Origin of the sequence: Ensifer sp. Root423 (genome assembly GCF_001426275.1) — a bacterium.
Classification (GTDB): domain Bacteria; phylum Pseudomonadota; class Alphaproteobacteria; order Rhizobiales; family Rhizobiaceae; genus Ensifer; species Ensifer adhaerens.
Map to the genome: position 1 here is coordinate 34,732 of NZ_LMEG01000046.1, position 18,402 is coordinate 53,133.

At 56.5% G+C, this 18,402-nt stretch carries 16 protein-coding genes and 1 pseudogene; 7 read left to right on the top strand and 10 right to left on the bottom strand.

Going from position 1 to position 18,402, the window contains the following annotated elements:
* Positions 1–46: 46 nt before the first annotated feature.
* From ASD01_RS37320 to ASD01_RS32315, 6 genes and pseudogenes are all read left to right on the top strand, one after another.
* On the top strand, positions 47–175 hold the full coding sequence (locus ASD01_RS37320; protein WP_257785213.1) for a hypothetical protein: 129 nt from the start codon (positions 47–49) through the stop codon (positions 173–175).
* 225 nt (positions 176–400) lie between these two features.
* Positions 401–1,501 carry an alpha/beta fold hydrolase gene (locus tag ASD01_RS32300; protein ID WP_029742892.1) on the top strand — a complete coding sequence of 367 codons (1,101 nt, stop codon included), beginning with the start codon at positions 401–403 and terminating at the stop codon, positions 1,499–1,501.
* Positions 1,482–2,915, top strand: coding sequence for an ABC transporter ATP-binding protein (locus ASD01_RS32305; RefSeq protein ID WP_060644879.1), 1,434 nt, complete (start codon positions 1,482–1,484; stop codon positions 2,913–2,915). The genes ASD01_RS32300 and ASD01_RS32305 overlap by 20 nt, the downstream gene beginning before the upstream one ends.
* 499 nt (positions 2,916–3,414) lie before the next feature.
* Positions 3,415–3,656 (top strand): annotated as a pseudogene (locus ASD01_RS35875) (hypothetical protein); the annotation flags it as partial.
* 124 nt (positions 3,657–3,780) lie between these two features.
* Entirely contained in the window at positions 3,781–5,193 is a 1,413-nt protein-coding gene (locus ASD01_RS32310; RefSeq protein ID WP_029742890.1) for an aspartate ammonia-lyase, read from the top strand.
* A 798-nt stretch (positions 5,194–5,991) separates the two neighbouring features.
* Entirely contained in the window at positions 5,992–7,407 is a 1,416-nt protein-coding gene (locus ASD01_RS32315) for an aldehyde dehydrogenase family protein (RefSeq protein WP_060644994.1), read from the top strand.
* Between the two features lie 217 nt (positions 7,408–7,624).
* Here ASD01_RS32315 and ASD01_RS32320 read toward each other — a convergent pair whose 3' ends face one another.
* The gene (locus ASD01_RS32320; protein ID WP_060644880.1) at positions 7,625–8,065 is read right to left on the bottom strand and encodes an Lrp/AsnC family transcriptional regulator; all 441 of its coding nucleotides are present in this window, start codon (positions 8,063–8,065) and stop codon (positions 7,625–7,627) included.
* 115 nt (positions 8,066–8,180) lie between these two features.
* Between ASD01_RS32320 and ASD01_RS37680 the strand changes: the two genes are divergently transcribed.
* Entirely contained in the window at positions 8,181–8,609 is a 429-nt protein-coding gene (locus ASD01_RS37680; RefSeq protein ID WP_458574514.1) for a dimethylsulfonioproprionate lyase family protein, read from the top strand.
* A 67-nt stretch (positions 8,610–8,676) separates the two neighbouring features.
* Here the strand turns inward: ASD01_RS37680 and ASD01_RS32330 are convergent, their stop codons facing one another.
* The 9 genes from ASD01_RS32330 to ASD01_RS32370 all read right to left on the bottom strand — a co-directional run bounded on the left by ASD01_RS32330 (position 8,677) and on the right by ASD01_RS32370 (position 18,318).
* Positions 8,677–8,892 carry a hypothetical protein gene (locus ASD01_RS32330; protein ID WP_060644882.1) on the bottom strand — a complete coding sequence of 72 codons (216 nt, stop codon included), beginning with the start codon at positions 8,890–8,892 and terminating at the stop codon, positions 8,677–8,679.
* A 123-nt stretch (positions 8,893–9,015) separates the two neighbouring features.
* Positions 9,016–9,723, bottom strand: coding sequence for a GntR family transcriptional regulator (locus ASD01_RS32335; RefSeq protein ID WP_060644883.1), 708 nt, complete (start codon positions 9,721–9,723; stop codon positions 9,016–9,018).
* 247 nt (positions 9,724–9,970) lie between these two features.
* Positions 9,971–11,092 carry a tyramine oxidase subunit B gene (locus ASD01_RS32340; protein ID WP_060644884.1) on the bottom strand — a complete coding sequence of 374 codons (1,122 nt, stop codon included), beginning with the start codon at positions 11,090–11,092 and terminating at the stop codon, positions 9,971–9,973.
* 60 nt (positions 11,093–11,152) lie between these two features.
* On the bottom strand, positions 11,153–12,433 hold the full coding sequence (eno, locus tag ASD01_RS32345; protein WP_060644885.1) for a phosphopyruvate hydratase: 1,281 nt from the start codon (positions 12,431–12,433) through the stop codon (positions 11,153–11,155).
* The gene (locus ASD01_RS32350) at positions 12,423–13,832 is read right to left on the bottom strand and encodes a glycerate kinase type-2 family protein (RefSeq protein ID WP_060644886.1); all 1,410 of its coding nucleotides are present in this window, start codon (positions 13,830–13,832) and stop codon (positions 12,423–12,425) included. Before ASD01_RS32350 ends, eno begins: the two co-directional genes overlap by 11 nt.
* Before the next feature lie 201 nt (positions 13,833–14,033).
* Positions 14,034–14,801: an amino acid ABC transporter ATP-binding protein gene (locus ASD01_RS32355; RefSeq protein WP_060644887.1), complete on the bottom strand. Its 768-nt coding sequence runs from the start codon at positions 14,799–14,801 to the stop codon at positions 14,034–14,036.
* A 14-nt stretch (positions 14,802–14,815) separates the two neighbouring features.
* Positions 14,816–15,967, bottom strand: a complete 1,152-nt coding sequence (locus tag ASD01_RS32360; RefSeq protein ID WP_060644888.1) for an amino acid ABC transporter permease — start codon at positions 15,965–15,967, stop codon at positions 14,816–14,818.
* Positions 15,968–15,972: 5 nt separating this feature from the next.
* A complete protein-coding gene (locus ASD01_RS32365; RefSeq protein WP_060644889.1) occupies positions 15,973–17,160 on the bottom strand; it encodes an amino acid ABC transporter permease in 1,188 nt (395 codons plus the stop codon).
* 144 nt (positions 17,161–17,304) lie between these two features.
* Positions 17,305–18,318 (bottom strand): amino acid ABC transporter substrate-binding protein, encoded by a 1,014-nt coding sequence (locus ASD01_RS32370; protein WP_060644890.1) that lies wholly within the window; start codon positions 18,316–18,318, stop codon positions 17,305–17,307.
* Positions 18,319–18,402: the final 84 nt, after the last annotated feature.

Genomic DNA, 18,402 nt, shown 5'->3' on the forward strand with positions numbered 1-18,402 from the left:
GTTCGCGACCTATCAGAGCCCTAGGGACACCTTGCCGCACGCGAATTTGGAGATAGCCGTCCTGCAGGCCGTAGAGTTCAAGAAGGAGATAAACACGGTCTGGATCTACCCACCCGCCGCCGATCGCGTGGCTGCCTATAAGAATATCCTCGTCGCGCGCACCGTCGATTTCTAGCGCGATCGACCGCGACGGGTGATCCCTCGCCTTGAACGGAATCGAACCGCACATGCCGCTGTCTATTTGAATAAGCCAATTTCATTTGATCGAGAAGGGACACGTTCCAAAGCCATGAATTCCTCGAGATTCCGTCCAGTTTAGCCACATCCCTCGACCACCTTGACTCGTGCAACCCACGATATAAACTTATTTAAGTAAATAGTAACATGATTGAGTGGACGCATGTCGCCATCGGTCACACTATTCACGATCCACGGTATCAATGCGGGGCCTTGGCAGGATAAGCTAGCCTCCGTGTTCGAACCGCATGTTTCAAGCTATGTGGCTTTGAAATACGATGGATATAACGGCTACCTGCAAATGCAGGGCCCCATACGCTTGGCTCTCGGAAGAGGTCTGCGGCAGACTGTCGAACGCGTGAATGCTACGATTGTCGAGGAGGGGCGAAAGTCGATCAGCTCATACATTATTGCGCACAGCTTTGGCACCGTACTTGTGACGTCGCTTCTCCAGCGTTTCCCTGCGAAGAAGTTCGATCGGATGATGTTTCTTGGAAGCGCTGTGCGGCGCGACTTCGATTGGGGAGCGCCAGGCTTTCGTGGGCATCATCTTCATCTCACGAACATGCACGGCGGGAAGGACGAAGCAGTCCCTTGGGCTAGGGCCGCGAACCGAGCCAGAAAAATGCCGGTTGTCGGCCGGGTCTTCTGCGATCTGGTCGGCGATGCAGGGCGTGTCGGTTTTGACGGCCCTGCCGACGTCGTTCACAATGTTGTCGTCCCGCTTTCGGACTGTCCCATATGCGAGATAAGAAACCAACAGGACAGGGTGAGCGTTCACAACATCGCTTTCGCTGGCGGGTTGCATTCTGACTACTTTGTTGATCCTGAGAATGTTCATGCGCTGATCATTCCCTATCTTTTTGGCATCAGCCCCGAACGTTACGTTGCATTTACAACAGCCTGTCGAGCGGCTCGCGAACATGAGCGGACGTATGGGATCAATGCCAAAAATGACCACGATGCCGCGATCTTGCACCTCCCGATAGAATACCAACACGGGAAACTGATGACGGCCGGAATGCAGCTGAAGGAAATGCTGGAGGTTCATCTCGACCAATACAGGATCTCAACGCGCGCACGCCAACGGGAGATCTCTATGCCATTCTTTACGCGAATGATGCGCGAGCTCGTTTGCGAAGCCTACGACCATCCCGAAGACCGGCGCAAAGCCGGAGCCTTGCTTCCCCGCATCGCAATGCAGCGCGCGATCATGAGCATGATGAAAAAGGAAGCGTGGCGAGATGGCGGCCAATTCAAATGATGATCCGCAATCCGAGTTTTTTCTAGCGGCGCAGGAATTTGCTCGGGCGCTCGGTGTCGATGTCGAGGTGCTTCTCGCGCAGTATCTGCAGGAAGCGACCGACACGGCGGCCGCTGACCCGGACTGTCTGAAATCTACCGAGATCCAGCTGTTTCTTCAGGACGGTGTTTTGGCGGCCGACAGGATCGCGCACATTGAAAACTGCATGGCCTGCACTGCCATGGCCGAGACGATCGTTCCGGAAGGCTCCAATCTTGCGGACTACCTTTCCAGCGCCAAGCTTCAGGCCGAAGAGAGGCTGCAGCGGAACAAGAGCACCTGGCTGCAGTCCCGCTTGTCGATCGACGGGCGCATTGTTCTTCAGGGCGTCACGAGACGGGTTTCGAATGTCGCTGTCGTCGACGACCTCAACCTGTCGGTCGAAAGCGGTGAAATTTGCGCATTGCTCGGGCCAAAAGGTTCGGGCACGTCGATCGTCTTGCGCATGATAGCCGGACTTGAGCCCGTCGATGCCGGCTCGGTCATACTGGACGGCACAGATGTCACACACATCCCAGCGGGCAGGCGTCGCGTGGCTTCTGTTCTCGACAGCGCGTCGCTTCAATCTCACCTGAGCGTTGGTGAGAACATTGCGTCGGCATTCGAATTCAAACGGACGTACGGCGCACGGGCACTTGCCGACGAGATCGTAGTATTGCTCGACCTGGAAGGCGTCATGGGACAGACGCCAGCGAGCTTGTCGGACGCGCAGCGCGCGCGTGTCGTTCTTGCCCGCGCACTCGTCAGTGACCCAAGGCTTCTTCTGTTCGACAGCATGCCTCTCAAGGGTGATATTTCGTCGTTGTGGTTGGAAATAGCCGAACTCCATCGCGAACTTGGTCCGACGATGGTGATCAGCACCCACGACCAGGCGGAAGCCATGCGCCTGGCGGATCGGATCTGTGTGCTGCTGAATGGGCGTGTCCTGCAAACGGGAAGGCCGGAGGACCTGTATAAACGTCCCGACAATCGCGCGGTTGCCGGCCTGATCGGCTACCCGCAAATGAACTTTCTGCCAGTAACGACGCTTGGCAATACGGGCAACACATTTTCTTTATCGATCGCCGGAGTGGAAGACATAACGGTATCTTCCCGATTTCCGATCGACGCCGCCACCCCGGCGCCCCATGCCGTCGGCATTCGGCCAGAGCATGTTCTGCTAACCGACCTAAATAGTTCGGGCGTCGAACTGGCCGGTACAGTTGTTGCGATTGCTCGAACCGGAGACACCGCAACGGTGACAGTTGCCACCGACGCCGGCCAGGTCATTGCGGGAGGAACTGCAGCAGAGATGGGCAAGATTGGAGAGCGAATTGGGCTTATTCTCCTCCGCGAACAGTTGCATGTCTTCGCAGAAGACGGCCGGGCTATTTAGCAACAGCATACCTGATCCGAACGGTCTAGTCGTATCCCGAGCTTCGATGTCAAAGATGGCGGCCCGTGAAGCCCACCAGACTAGCCAACGATCCAATTGATACATTATGCGATCCTAAACGCACAAATCAGAAACATTCCGTGATCAGCCCGAAATGGCAAAATAGCATCAAGAAAAAGCGGTCAGAGTTCGGCTATCCGCCGAGCCCTGACCGCATATCCAGAGCGTTCAAACTAGAGCGATGCCACCGCGACCTTCGGCGGCTGCCAAGAGCCGTTGATGTGCCGTAACTACTTCAAGGCTGCCGGATATGAGACCAATTAAACGCGACAAGCTTTAGTGGCAGAATGAGCAATATGCGTCGTAGATTGGGCCGTTTGTACCGTTCCGGCCGACTGATCCGCGCCTCATACTTCGCGCATCAACTTCACCGGAGAATCCCATGACGGTCTACAATATCGCTCCCGTAGATTTTGGTGGCGTCAACCGCGCACTGGCCAAACAGCTTCCATTTGACCACCCACTCGCGACGGGGAAAGGGCGACGAATGCGGTATCTCTGAACACCGAGCATCTAGGCACCGTCATGATAACTGGGCCTGGCGCTGGGCACATCGAGACAGCTTACGCATTCCCATCCGAGTTCGTCGCCATACACAACGCCCGCTCATCGGTCGCGAGTGGAGGCTGCATAGTGACGAGCCTTGCCGGAGTAAATCCATCGCCATGGACGAAATTCTGATCCTCACCCCATTCTACGGCAGCCTTCTCGGAAAAATGGCCGAGACGAATGAACCCAGCGCGAGCGCGAAGTCAACTCGGTGGTCTCACGCGCGATCAATCGTCGGCATTTCGGAGTGAAACCAATGAAAGATGAACGCATTGAGACTGATCTGATCGGATCTCTCGCGATACCTGCGAACGCACTTTACGGTGTTCACACGCGGCGTGCAGAACTAAATTTCGACGTCTCTGGTCACCGCCTCAGGGATTTCCCAGAACTCGTTCAATCTATGGCGATGGTCAAGAAGGCTGCTGCGCTTGCGAACGCTGAGCTCGGACTACTTCCGAAAGAGAAGGCTCAGGCGATATTACTAGCCTGTGACGACCTCATCGCACTGAACGGCCTGGACGAGAATTTCCCGGTCGACATGATGCAGGGCGGTGCCGGCACCTCCACAAACATGAACGTCAACGAAGTCATCACAAACCTGGCGCTACTAAAGCTCGGCGCTAGGATCGGCGACTATACAAAGCTCCACCCGAACGACGACGTCAACCTCTCGCAATCGACCAACGACGTCTATCCGACGGCTCTTCGGCTGACCATTCTCCGCGTGTCCGAAAGCCTTATTTCTTCCCAGGTAGGGCTACGTGACTCGTTTCGAATGAAGGCAGACGAGTACGCGCAGGCGTTGAAAGTTGGCAGAACCCAGTTGCAAGACGCTGTTCCAATGACCGCCGGGCAAGAGTTCGGCGCAATGGCGGACCTGATTGACGAGGATATCACACAGGTCCAATCCGCCGCAAAGCTCCTGAGGGAAGTCAATCTTGGTGGATCAGCGATCGGTACGTCCATCAATGTACCACGTGGCTTCGCTGCTATCGCGATTATGCACCTTACGGAAATTTCGGGTATTCAAGTCGCTCCCGCTCGAAATCTGATCGAAGCGACCTCCGACACCGGTGGCTTCGTGTCATTCTCCAGCGTACTGAAACGTATCGCCGTCAAACTTACTAAAATCTGTAACGACCTGCGGCTTCTAAGCAGCGGGCCGCGCGGAGGTTTCGGCGAGCTTAGATTGCCACCGGTGCAGGCTGGCTCCTCAATCATGCCCGGAAAAGTCAATCCCGTTATACCGGAGATGATGAACCAGATCGGCTTTCAGGTGATCGGCAATGATCTGACTGTAACCCTCGCCGCAAGTGCGGGCCAGTTGCAGTTGAATGCGATGGAGCCCGTTATCGTTCTAAACATCCTCCAGTCGATGCGAATGCTGTCGCGGGGAATGGAAGTGTTCAAGCAGCGTTGCGTCGATGGGATCGAAGTCGACGTTGACCGTTGCAAAACACTTCTTGACCAATCACTTGTCCTTGCGACGCCGTTAGCGATGGTGGTCGGCTACAACAATGCTGCCTACCTGTCCAAGAAGGCCCTCACCGAAAAGCGCGAGCTACGACAGGTCGTTGAAGAAGAGGGGAGCCTCGACCTTGACCAAATCGAGCAGCTTTTTGAACGTAGCAGTGACTTCGCGGACCCGCTGAGTTTACGAGCATAGCCAAACGATCGAGATCCCTGGGCAGCCGAACGGCTGAGAGCAACAAGGGGCGGGCTTTGTATTTCGGCGCGCCGAAATTGCGCACGCTGCCAACGCATTAGTATCTTTCGAACCCACTATAGCGCCCCTTTTAGCGCCCCTTTTAGAAGCAGAGCTCGCAACCACATACTGTGGATGCACTATTGGAAGAACCCGCGATACAAAAATTCGTTAATTGGGTTCGCAGGGAGCCTCCCGGCTTCTATGACGGCACGAAACGCAGCGGTCGACTGCGATGATCGCCTCCCTTGACCAAACTCATTGCTGGTGGCTTGCCATACCGTAGGCATCATCGCGCTGCTCACGCCGCACCCTTGTTGCCGTTGCTCGAGAACCGACTGCAAAAACCGCCGGCAGCAAGGCCCAGCGAACAGGCGTGATCGAGGTGACCGTGCGTAAGATCAATCTTCGTGAAGTCCGGAACGATCAAACGAGTTAACACATCGGTTCATACTGGCGGCAACGCCAAAAAAAGACCATGGCAAACGCGGTGCGCGTTGGAGTCGGTTCGCGGTCCCTTTCTTGAGATGGCCGAGCGCAAACGGATCAGCTTTGAAAAGAGCAAAATGCACTGTGGTTTAGTCACTCTGCCCTGTTCCGCTTGAGCGCGTCCCGCATCAAACTTGGACTAGCAACTATCGAAAAATCACCATGACGGCACAGGTTCGGGCAGCCTGCACGACAGGAAACCTCGCGACGGGCCTGATCTCATGGTGCGCCGGACCACCGTTCATGGCGGCTGTAAAAAGGAGACCGCGGATGCATAACGCCACGCTTTCAAAGCAGACTTCGACCCCCACCATCGTTGTACGCAGCCCGTACGACGGAACCGTCGTCGGTACCGTCATCGAGACGAAAGCTGACAGCCTGGACCAGTTGATTGATCGTGCCAGACTGGGCGCTCAGATCGCGCGCTCACTGTCGCGCCATGAGCGGTGCGCGATCCTGGAGAAAGCCGCTAGTGCCGTCGACGCTCGCAAGGAAGACTTCTCAGTGTTAATCGTCCGGGAAGCTGGGAAGACCATCACCCAGGCCCGGAAGGAGGTTACTCGGTGCGTCAACACGCTTAAGCTTTCCGCGGACGAGGCTAGACGCAACGCCGGAGAGGTTATCCCATTCGATTCCTATGCCGGTTCAGAATCTCGTCAAGGCTGGTACACGCGAGATCCGTTGGGAATCATTGCTGCGATCACTCCGTACAACGACCCTCTCAATCTTGTCGCACACAAGCTTGGCCCCGCCATCGCCGGGGGCAACTCGGTTCTTTTAAAGCCTTCAGAGCTGACTCCGTTTTCCGCCGTGAAATTGGTTGATGTGTTGGTCGATAGCGGCCTCCCGGAAGAAGTCATCACCGTGGCCGTTGGCGGTGCGGAGTTGGGCCAAGCTTTGGTATCGGCGCGAGAGGTACGTATGATCTCTTTCACCGGCGGCTATGCGACCGGCGAGGCGATTTCCAAAAATGCTGGCATAAAGAAGCTCGCCATGGACCTTGGCGGAAACGCACCCGTCATCGTGATGGAAAACTGCGATTTCGAAGCCGCCGTCGATGGCTGTGTATCTCGAGCATATTGGGCAGCGGGTCAAAACTGTATCGGCACTCAGCGGATCCTGATCCAACGGCCGATTTACGAGCGCTTCAGAACCGTGTTCGTATCTAAGACCCTGAAGCTCAAGACAGGAAATCCCCTGGATGTAGATACGGACGTCGGTCCAATGATATCTGCCAGAGCGGTGAACCGGGCCGCTGCCATCGTCGAAGAGGCAATCGAAGCGGGCGGGAAGGTCGCGTGTGGACACAAACCAGCTGGTAGCTTGTACCCCCCAACCGTACTCGAACACGTTCCCCGGACCTGCGAAGCCTGGAATGAAGAACTCTTTGCACCAATCGTAATTTTGGAACCGTTCGATGATCTTTCCGAGGCTATCGAACTGGCGAATAGTGGAGAGTACGGCCTCCATGCGGGGATCTTCGCTAACGACCTGAACGATGCTCTAGAGGCCGCTGGCCGCATCGACGTCGGCGGCGTCATGATCAACGACTCCTCGGATTACCGATTTGATGCCATGCCGTTCGGCGGTTTCAAATATGGTAGCATGGGTCGTGAGGGCGTCCGTTTTGCCTACGAGGAGATGACCCAGCCTAAGGTCGTTTGCATCAATCGGCCGAAACGCTGACGCATCTGTGGCATTCGCCCCGAGTGCCTCAGACGTCTGACGACTTCTTCAATGCGCTTCTGAGTGAAGCGCATTGTTGTTCGGCAATCTGTTAAGACAGCGTAATGATACACGCAGCGCAGGGCGAGATTGCTGTCTTTCCGTAGCTGAAAAAGAGACCTTATCGACCCCGCGGGGAGACCTGGGTAATCCAGAGCGGGCTCGTCGGCACGAGATCCTACTTCCTTATGATTGTCGATAGTGCGAACGCAGTCAGCGTATCGCGCACGCCTGGGACTTCCGCAATCTGCTGCCAAATGTGTCTTATGCGATCAACGTCAGAGGATTCAACGCGCACGAGGAGATCGAAATCTCCGGTCATAACATCGCACGCCACGATCTCCGGAATCTTACGCAATGCCTGAATGACATCGCCGCCTCTCATTCGGTCATGCCGATAGACGAACATGAGGGCTGTAGTCACCGAAGAGCCAGGCCCCCCGCCAGTTACAATCGTATAGCCTTTGATAACTCCGTCTCTCTCAAGTCGCTCGATGCGCACCCGTACTGCATTGCGAGACAAGTTGACCTTGTTTGCCAATTCAATGTGAGAGACGCGGCTGTTTGCCTTCAGTTCGGAAAGGATAAGCTCGTCAGTTCGATCAAGGACGTATTTCACTAATTTTACTGTCCTCTAGTTCGCGAGCGCACCCGTTGGCACCATAGTAGGAGAAGTGGATTTGCTGTGCAGCGCATTGCAAACTCGTGTCCTTCGTCGCTGAAGAATACCCCACCTGGAGACCTTACGATCCAGTCGTCTTGCCGATGCGCTAAACGTCGCCATTCAAGGTGGCGGCCCGCTCGCTGATCTCGCCAAGACGATAAGCTCAATCGCCCCCGACCTCGGCTGGTATCGGTCGAGAACCGGCCCCTTCGCCAGCATCAATTTCGTTCGTGGACATGCTCATGCGTTGATAGTGGGGCCGGGAGGCATGGAAGAGCGGGACGATGTGCATATCGGTGCGACAGTCATGGCTCCTTATGGGCGCTACCCGGATCATCGCCGCAAGCACCTGAAGAGCAAAGGGACGGTGTCCCCACATAGATATCGGCGCCTGGCCTTGTGGGGAGGGGTCGCAATCAATAACGGGACGGATATCCGGTGCGGTCATGTCGTACCTTCTGCGGGCTCTCGGGCGTCGATTGCGGGTGAGGTCAATTAGTCCCGCCAAAACCCGTGATGGAATTCGAAATGTTAAGATGGCGGGGAGATATTTCACCCGCCCGCGATCAGAACCGGGGCGTCCCGGTGCGTACCGCCTCCCCCACCTGCCACAGATGAAAGTTCTCCGGCGAAAAATCCTGATAGGTGTTCACGACGGCGAACATCGGACGCTCGAATTCTTTGTCGATCAGACCGGCGCCTTTCGCCCAGGCTCGCCGAAGCGCGCGCTCAACTCCGGTGAACTGCGTTTGGCTGCGGCGTTGTTTGCTCTTTGATTCCATGCCTGGATCCTCCTTGGCGATCGACCAGCGATCGCCATAGAAAGTGACACATCTTCAACCGGTCGTCAATAGATTGTCAGACAATCGTCAATGGAGCCTTTGCGGTTGTAAGCAAACTCGCTTCTACTGGTCGGCGCCCTCCAACTCGCGCAAATGGCGTTCGAGCTTTGCTCCCTCCTGTTCAGTGTGATCGACCGCCGCGCGGATGGAGGCATCGACGTCTCCAGCCTTAAGCGACTCGATCAGCGGCCGATGCTGTTCGATAATGACTTCCGGAACCGGCACGAGGGCATCGCTTGAAGCGATATATATTCTGATCTGCTGTTCCACCCGACTGTACTGCTCGGCCAGACGCCGATGCCCAGAAAGATCGATGATCGCCCTATGCAATGCGAAATCGGCATCTGCGATCTTCCTGTGGCTGCCCGTAGCGCAAGCCTCTTTCAGTCCGTCAAACACCTGATCGAGCTTTGCTCTGACGGCAACTGACTGACCGGCGTCTGCCATCTTCGCCGCCACGAGCTTGGATCCAAGGGCCTCAAGACTTGACCGCAGTGTGTAGAGTTCCCAGGAATCTTCGGCACTGAGTGATACCACTGCCCAGCCGGTATAGGGAATCTGGTCGATCAGTCCTTCCTGAACCAACTGGTGAAAGGCCGTCCGCAGCGTCGCGCGCGAAACGCCCAACTGTTCTGCCATTCGGATTTCGGTTAGCCGCGTTCCGGGCGGTATCTCTCCAGATACAATTCCATCTCGAAGTGCATCAGCAGTTTGCGCTTCGGCGCTCAGCTTCTGCACTTTTTTTATCTTGAAATTATCTGGTTCTCTCATGACTAGCAAATCCCGATGCCCTTGATTATTGTCGACAATAGATCAATCGCGCAGCAACCGGAAGCTAAAAACGAGCATCCGGGCACGGGAAAGCCGACCCCTGCAAGCTACAATTCGAGGACATGTCAGGGGGCCAGATCCCTGCCTCTTACCTGGCATCCAACTGCAAAGACCGCCCTTCCAACATCTTCGGGAAGGCGGTGTTTGGTCTGGTCGGACGAGGGTTTTGAGCAGTGCGTTGTCCAGTTCAAACGCCGCTTGGTGCGTCCCAAAGGTTCAGCGATCGGCCGATTCCCTTTTCTTTAGCGTTTTCATAGATCTCATAGCCCCAACTGATATCGAACACCGCCATGCCACATGCGATGAAGATGATCCGCTCGTTAGCGTTCTCACGCCCCGGCTTCTTGCCATTGACCACGTCACCCAGACCCGTCGAGTCCCGCAACGCAGGCAACCTGCCAGCATCAATCAGTCGATATAACGGCCCGCCAATCACGCCGTTGTAGTATGCCTCCTTGTTGCCCGAAGCCAAGGCGTCCTCGACGTACGCCTCCTGGAGGGGCGTGTGATCGTAGACAATCTTGCAACCCGTCAGGAACGATTCGTCGGCATTGACGGGTCCCGAGATTAAGATCGTCGCGCCATCTTTGATCCATTCGTCCTTGAAGTGGAGTGGTTTGAGCCGCGACGCCGCGACTGTTATGACATCGGCGTCGCGAAACGCAGCTTCGCTGTGGTCAATGCCGACCGCCGCGACGCCGTATTTTTCGATGACCCAAGTGGCGAATTCCACCGCCTTGTCCAGGAAGAGGTCGAAACAGACGACTTTCTCAACGTTCTCCAGTTGAGTCATAATCGCTGTGAAACATGCTTTATTGATCGGGCCGCAACCGACTACCGACACCACCTTAGCGTTTCGGTTCGCAAGGTGTTTGGCCGCCACTCCGGGGACAGCGCCCGTTCTGGCAGCGCTCAACAGGTTTGCGGACATCAGCGCAAGAGGCGCACCCGTGTCCTTGTCGTTGAGCATCATCGTTAAGATGGAGCGTGGGAGACCCTTATCACCGTTGGCGTGGTTGGACCCGTACCACTTGTTGCCACAGACATCGAACCGCCCACCCAGATATCCGGGCATCGCAGCGAACCGACGATCAGGCCCGGCCACCGGCATGTTCGGAAACTTCGTCTCCCGCGGGAAAACGATGTTCATGCCATGATTGTTGTGGTTGGCACCGCCCATGAGGTAATCACCCTCGCCCAGCAGGCTAAAGGTCTCCTCGCATACGGTGACGCAACGCTCCGGATCAAGAACGCCAGCGGCAATCATGTCCGGTTCTGAGAGGTAGAGAAAGTCGATCTTAGGATACATTGCAGCAACCTTTTTGAGCGTATCTGGAAATCATGTGTCGTTTGGCATCAGGGCATCAGGTCAAAAACGCAGCAGTGGCTTGATATCGTAGAGGCGGCAGCCGTCGTTCAATGCGCTTGCGCGCATAAGGAAATTCAGTTTTTCAATGCGTTCACCTGACCGGGGAGCGCCATTTTTTTGGAAAGGGACGTGCAGACCGACGGAGAAGTCCATCACCACGTCATCAACGACGCCGCCGGACCTGCCCGACGGAACCGCGATCATCCCATGCTCTTTCGCAAACTGGTAGGCATCCATTGCTTCGGTGACGGTCCCAACCTGGTTCGGCTTCAGAATGAAGCCGTCGACGGCGCGTGTCTGATGCGCACGACGCAGCAGTGCTAGATTTGTGACGGTGAGGTCATCCCCGAGAACGATTGTCCGCTTCAATTCCTCGACGGCTTTCGAATAACCGAGCCAGTCATTTTCATCGAGGAGGTCCTCGATGAATACGAGATCGAACTTCTCCGTCAGCGACTTGGCGTAGGCGATGAGTTCATCGCCGGATACGCGCGTGCCCTTCAGCAGATAGGTGCCATCCTTCTTGTCGTACATTTCGCTTGAAGCGCAATCGAGCGCAAAGGCGACACGGCCTGCGAAGCCGCATCTGTCTATGGCTTCACTCATCAGCTCAAGGATCACTTCCGGGTCATCCGACGGAGCGGCATAGCCATACGAGCTCGCAACTTGCGGTTTGTGACCAAGGTGCTCGGTCAGCACCTTGCAGAGCTGATGGAAAATCGCCACCGCCATTTCGACTGAATAGTCGACACTCTCAGTTCCGTACGGGACGATGAGAAACTCATTGAAGGCTTGTACGAAACCCTCGTACCTCCCGCCGTTCACGACGTTGAAGCACGGCACGGGCACGGTTTTGATGTCGCCATCCGCAATATAGTTGTAGAGCGGAATTCCGCGCGCGGCCGCCGCCGCGCGAAATGCAGCGATAGATGTCGAGTAGATCGTGTTGCCGCCCAGATTCCTCTTATCCGGAGACCCGTCGAGTGCAATCATTCGCTGGTCAATCGCGCGCTGGTCAAAGACGTTCATTCCGACCAGTTCCGGTCCGATCAGTTTGACCGCCTTATCGACCGCCTTGTGGACCGTCAGCCCCTCATAGGAGGATGGGTTTCCATCTCTCAGGACGAATGCTTCGTACATCCCTACCGACGTGCCTGTGGGAGCGGCCCCGCGGCCGATTGCGCCGCTTTCCGTACGAATTACGACTTCTACCGCCGGACGACATTTGCAATCGATGATTTGCTGAGCCCGGACGGATGCGATCCTGTCTTCAGTAAGCATTGGCCAGCTCCGGAACGTAGACGATGGTCAAATCGCACAGGTTGGTGCCGGTGTTGCCGGTGAAGACCGTGCAATCGACGGACTCCAGCGCTTCGTAGCAGCTGTGTTCACGAAGCGCCTGGTAGAAGCTGATGCCGTGCTCAGCAGCCGCTCCGAAGCTGGTGGAATCGGTGATTCCGCCCGCAACTTTCGAGGTACCGTCGGTGCCTTCGCTATCGATCGACAGGAGGCAAGCGCCCTTTGCCTTGGCGGCGGTGATCGCAAAGCTCACGGCCATCTCCTGACCTGGCCCGCCGTGGCCTTTGATCAATTGGTTGTCTAGGATTTGCGTCGTGACTTCTCCGGAGCTGAGGAGTACGCACGGCGCTTTCACCGGATTACCATAGGTCTGGATCTCACGGGCCATTGAGGCAAAGAACGTACCTGCGTCTCGGCTTTCCCCTTCCAGGAAGGACGAAACGATGACCGCCTGCAAACCCATCTCTTTGCAGATTTCCTTGGCATATATGCAGGAGTCCGGAAGCGTGTTCAGCAGGAAATAGGTGTTGTCAGGAAATGCTTTCGGGGTTTCCGCTTCGGGCCCGGCGGTCATGAGGTAGTCGACCACGCTCCGGGGCAGTCGTTCGGTGACATTGCGATTAATGATTGTTGCCCGCGCGTCGTCTAGCGTCGTCGGATCGGGACCGATCGGCGTGCTTTTATAGGCGGTGTATGGGACAGCGATATCCCCGGTGGCTGGCGAACCCACTGCGTCGCTGATACCGAAGCCAATAAGTTCAGCGCCTACATCCTGAATTCGCTTTGCCAGCATCCCACCGTTCAGTGCCGAAATATGGCGGCGGACGGCATTAATTTCATAGATCCCTGCTCCCGACTTCAACAGGACATCGGTCGTGTCGATCTCGTCTTGCAGACTGATCCCGTCGATTGGGCAAGACATTAGGGCCGAGCTGCCACCGCTGATAACGACGATAAAGAGGTCTTCAGGCCCTGCTCCATCAACAAGTTCGATGATCTTTTTCGAAGCGCGATGCCCTTCTTGATTTGGCAGCGGGTGTCCGCCGACAAACACCTCCGTCTTATTGAAGCGGTCGGAGTCTTCGCGAATTTTCACGATCGCAATGCCTTGGGTAAGACGATCCCCAATAACATGGTCAACCGCCATCGCCATGTGATTGCATGCCTTACCCGCTCCGAAAAGATAGACGTTGCGTTTACGGGACAGGTCCCAGGAGCGCTGACCGATATGAAGGGTGTCGCCGGTCATGTGCATAATGCTTCTGATGCGGCGATAGCTGTCCAACCGATCGAGAGTTCGATCGGCGATCTCCAGCACAATTCGGCGGGACCCTACGTCTCCCCGCGACAGAATTCTCTCGGAATTTCGAATTTTGTTCATCGATAAAGCTCGTGGCTATGCCCCTTGGATAGATCCGTGGGACGACTTGAGTGAACGTAGTAGATTGTCTAACAATCTATTGTCGTCATGTCTAGAGAGCGCAGAACGGTATTTCGGCTGCGCGTCTCGCTCCACCGTGTTCGCGATGGGCGCGATGCTACTGCGGGAAGTCCGCCAGTGAAGGCGTCCGCTCTACCTCCATCAGGCGGCAAGAACCTGTGAGAAAAAGTCTCGAGCCAATCTGTGCCGAGGCTCTTTAAAGATCACGTCTGGGGGCGCGACTTCAACGATCTGGCCGCTGTCCATGAAAACGACGCGGTCCGCAACCTGCCTTGCAAATGCCATCTCATGGGTCACGCAGATCATCGTCATTCCGTCCCGGGCCAATGAGACCATCACATCCAGCACCTCGCGGACCATTTCGGGATCCAGCGCCGAAGTAGGCTCGTCGAACAACATCACTTTCGGGCTCATACACAGCGAACGTGCGATCGCGACGCGTTGCTGCTGACCGCCTGAAAGCTGGCCCGGATACTTATTGGCCTGCTCCGGTATGCGGACGCGCTCCAAAAGCGCCATTGCCCGATCCGTGGCGTCACGCCTGGACATCTTCAGAACGCGGGTAAGACCGATGGTGCAGTTTTCAAGGATCGTCAAATGTGGGAACAGGTTGAAGTGCTGAAACACCATTCCGATATCCCGACCAGGCTCAGCGCGCGACGCAAGCCCCTCGCCGACGGGCTGTCCATCGACAGAAAGTGAGCCTTTTTGGAAGGCTTCGAGACGGTTGATGCAGCGGATCATGGTGGACTTGCCAGAGCCGGAGCGTCCGCACACGACGATGCGCTCGCCCTCCCCCACGGAGAGGCTCACGTCACGTAGCACGTGAAAGTCGCCATACCACTTATTGATGTTCTTGAGCTCGACCGCACCGGCGCGCGTCGGCCTCACGAGTTGAAAGGCTGCCATAGTCCTGTCCTTGTTTAGCGTTGCTTTTCTACCGAGAGACGGCGCTCCACGCCCGCCGAGTATTTCGACATCCCCCAGCAGAACACGAAGTAGAATGCCGCTGCGAAGGCGTAGCCCGTATAGTTCACGGTCGGGGCCGCCCAGGCGGGGTCGATGCGTGCCGCCTCCACGGTCTTGATCAGGTCAAATATTCCAACAATCGCGACCAGCGAGGTATCTTTGAAGAGACCGATGAACGTGTTGACGATCCCAGGGATGACCAGTCGAAGTGCCTGCGGAAGAATGATGAAGGATGTGCACTGCCAATAGCTCAGCCCCAATGACATCGCGCCTTCGAACTGTCCCTTCGGAATGGCTTGCAAGCCACCGCGTATGACCTCTGCCATATAGGCGGAGGCGAAAATCGCGACCCCTAGAAGCGGGCGAGCCAAGCGATCCACCGTGATGCCCTGGGGCAGAAACAGCGGCAACATCGTATTGGCCATGATGAGCACAGTGATCAACGGCACGCCGCGAATTGTCTCGATGAAGCCCACTGACAGATACTTTACGAGGGGCAGTTCAGACCGGCGGCCGAGCGCCAGAAGCACGCCGAGTGGGAGCGAGAAAACAATGCCGAACGTGGAGACGACAAGTGTCACCAACACGCCACCCCAAAGAGAGGTCGGAACATGCGCTAAGCCGAGCCGCTCATTTCCGAGGAGCATGACGTAGGAAAGAAGCGGGAAGAAAAGGAAGAAATATGCCACGCCCCATAGCTTCCACGGTGCGCGCCTCCACAGCAACCACACTATTCCCACGGTAAGCGCAACGAAGAACACGTCTACACGCCATCGCTCGGCGACGGGATAGGACCCGTAGATGAAGTAGTTTAATTTGGCTCCCACGAAGGCCCAGCAAGCCCCTACCTCACGGCCGACCACTTCGGCGCGACAGGCTGCCCCGTCTGATCCCGTCCAGACTGCGTCGACAAACAGAAAACGGATCAGCGGCGGCGCGCACAGATAAACAAGATACAGAACAAACAGCGTGGCGATGGCAGTGGGGCCGTCGGGAAACAGATGACGCCGGATGCTCGGGAGCATTCCCTCGCGGACAGAAGGCGGTGGCTGGATCTCGACCAGTTTATCCGCAACGAAATGAGTTTGGGCGAGTGTCGATACCATGGCTCTTACCTTTCGACGATCGCAACACGAGCGTTGTAAGCGTTCATGGCGGCGGATGTTGTCAGACTGATCGCGAGATAGACCCCCATTGTCATGGTCACGATCTCAATTGCTTGTCCGGTTTGATTGAGCACGGTGCCCATGAAGACCTGAACGAGATCGGGGTAGCCGATCGCCACTGCCAGAGATGAATTCTTGACGACGTTCAAGTATTGGCTTGTTAGTGGCGGCAGGATTACGCGAAGCGCCTGCGGGAGGATGATCAGTCGCAGCGCCTCACCTGATTTCAGGCCGATGGCCCGGGCAGCCTCCGCCTGGCCTTTTGGCACCGCGAGAATGCCAGCGCGCACGATTTCACCGATAAAGGCTGAGGTGTAGATCGACAAACCAAGAACAAGAGCGATGAATTCCGGATAAATGCGCAGGCCACCGGCGAGATTGAACGTCCCCTTCGTCGGGAATTCGACTGACCAACCACCTGCCACGACGATGACAAGGAGTGCCAGCAGTGGAAGCCCGAATACCGCGTCGCCAACGGCACGCACCAATGCGTCGGACGCTCCGCGACCTTGTAGGATCAAGCGAGCCCGGCGGAGGAGCAATAGCATCGCGAACGTTGTGCCAAGCACCGTAGGCAGGAACCAGGTGCCCGTCTCCGAGGAGATTGCAGGAACAAAAAGCCCTCGCGCATTTAGCCACATACCCGGAGCCAGATGCAGCGACGTACGCGGGTCGGGCAAGGCCGCAAGCACGGCATTGTACCAGAACAACAGTTGCAGCAGCAGCGGCAGGTTACGCAGCACTTCGACATAACCGGTGGCCAAACCAGAAATGAGGCCAATCCGCGACAAGCGCGCAATGCCAACGGCAACGCCTAATACGGTTGCGAGCACAATCCCGAGCGCTCCGACGACGAGCGTATTCAGCAAACCGACGAGGAACGCTGCGCCATAAGTCGAACCGGCGGCCGAAAACGAAATCAACGTCTGGCTAATGTCGAAGCCCGCGATGTTTCCGAGAAAACCGAATCCGGCTGTGATCCTGGCGCTGCGCAGATTTTCAAAGACGTTCAGAAGTCCCAGAGCCAATACGCCGACGACCACGAGACCGAGGATGGCCTGATAAACGAGGCCGCGAACTTTTGGATCGTACAAGCAGCGCCTCACGTCCGGGCGGAAATATGGTTTCAGCATCGGGTTGCCTCCTGGAACACGCCAAAGCGATGCGCAGCGTGTGCCGCGTCCGCGTTCAATGACGCGGTCCGCGGTTGCTGTATGTTAATATTCGGAATAGCTGGCGCCGGATTGCGCTGGCGCTCACATCCGGCGCCGTGTTGATCAACGTACCGGTACGCCGTACTGCAGACCGCCCTTGCTCCAGAGCTCGTTCAAACCCCGCTTCACCTTCATCGGCGAGTCTTCGCCAAGGTTCCGGGCGAAGATCTCGCCGTAGTTCCCGGTAGCGCGGATTACGTCTGCGGCCCAGGTAGCGCTCAGGCCGAGCGATTGACCGAACGTGCCTTCGATACCGAGCAGGCGGCGCACCTCGGGGTTCTCCGACTTCATCATTTCGTCGACGTTGTGCTGGGACACGCCGAGTTCCTCGGCGTTCACGAGCGCGAAATGCACCCACCGGGTCACATCAGCCCAACGGGGATCGCCTTGGAGGACCGTGACAGAGAGCGGCTCCTTGGAAATCACTTCTGGAAGGATGACATGATCATCAGGCTTAGACAGCTTCTGCATATAGCCGTAGGTTGTCGTTGCATCGTCGGTGAAAGCGTCGCAACGCCCGGACTCGTAAGCTTTCACGGCAGCATCCGCATCAGCGAAGGTAAGCGCCTCGTATTTCAAACCGCGCGTACGGAAGTAGTCAGCAAGGTTCAATTCCGACGTGCTTCCCTGCACAACGCAAATCGAAGCGCCGTCGAGTTGACTAGCGGTCTGGATGTTGAGGTCCTTGCGGACCATGAAACCTTGGCCGTCGTAGTAGTTGATGGCTGTGAAATCCAAACCGAGTTCCGTGTCGCGGGACATTGTCCACGTCGTATTGCGTACGAGAACGTCTACTTCGCCGGATTGCAGGACCGTGAAACGATCCTTTGCCGAGACCGGAACGAACTTTACCTTGTCTCCGGAGCCGAATACCGCTGCAGCGATGGCTCGGCAGTAGTCGACGTCGAAGCCCTTCCAGTTACCGTCCTCGTCCGGATAGCCGAACCCGGCAAGGCCCGGGTGAGAGGCGCAAACAAGTTCGCCCTTTTTCTTGATCGTCTCTAGATCCCTGCCCTGGCTGACAGCGGGCGTCAGCATTACGGTCAGCGCTAGTGGAATGATGCTCAGCTTGTTCATCTGTTACCTCCCTTTGAACAAATCAGACATCTGCAATGCAGATGTTCCTCTGCGATGCAGTCATGGGTCCCGTGCGATGTTCCT

What these genes read in the sequence shown, in the direction of transcription:
- ASD01_RS32335 (WP_060644883.1), bottom strand. Translation starts at nt 9,723, where the DNA reads ATGAGAGAACCAGATAATTTCAAGATAAAAAAAGTGCAGAAGCTGAGC.
- ASD01_RS32365 (WP_060644889.1), bottom strand. Translation starts at nt 17,160, where the DNA reads ATGCTGAAACCATATTTCCGCCCGGACGTGAGGCGCTGCTTGTACGAT.
- ASD01_RS32355 (WP_060644887.1), bottom strand. Translation starts at nt 14,801, where the DNA reads ATGGCAGCCTTTCAACTCGTGAGGCCGACGCGCGCCGGTGCGGTCGAG.
- ASD01_RS32300 (WP_029742892.1), top strand. Translation starts at nt 401, where the DNA reads ATGTCGCCATCGGTCACACTATTCACGATCCACGGTATCAATGCGGGG.
- ASD01_RS32305 (WP_060644879.1), top strand. Translation starts at nt 1,482, where the DNA reads ATGGCGGCCAATTCAAATGATGATCCGCAATCCGAGTTTTTTCTAGCG.
- eno (WP_060644885.1), bottom strand. Translation starts at nt 12,433, where the DNA reads ATGCTTACTGAAGACAGGATCGCATCCGTCCGGGCTCAGCAAATCATC.
- ASD01_RS32370 (WP_060644890.1), bottom strand. Translation starts at nt 18,318, where the DNA reads ATGAACAAGCTGAGCATCATTCCACTAGCGCTGACCGTAATGCTGACG.
- ASD01_RS32315 (WP_060644994.1), top strand. Translation starts at nt 5,992, where the DNA reads ATGCATAACGCCACGCTTTCAAAGCAGACTTCGACCCCCACCATCGTT.
- ASD01_RS32360 (WP_060644888.1), bottom strand. Translation starts at nt 15,967, where the DNA reads ATGGTATCGACACTCGCCCAAACTCATTTCGTTGCGGATAAACTGGTC.
- ASD01_RS32340 (WP_060644884.1), bottom strand. Translation starts at nt 11,092, where the DNA reads ATGTATCCTAAGATCGACTTTCTCTACCTCTCAGAACCGGACATGATT.
- ASD01_RS32330 (WP_060644882.1), bottom strand. Translation starts at nt 8,892, where the DNA reads ATGGAATCAAAGAGCAAACAACGCCGCAGCCAAACGCAGTTCACCGGA.
- ASD01_RS32310 (WP_029742890.1), top strand. Translation starts at nt 3,781, where the DNA reads ATGAAAGATGAACGCATTGAGACTGATCTGATCGGATCTCTCGCGATA.
- ASD01_RS32350 (WP_060644886.1), bottom strand. Translation starts at nt 13,832, where the DNA reads ATGAACAAAATTCGAAATTCCGAGAGAATTCTGTCGCGGGGAGACGTA.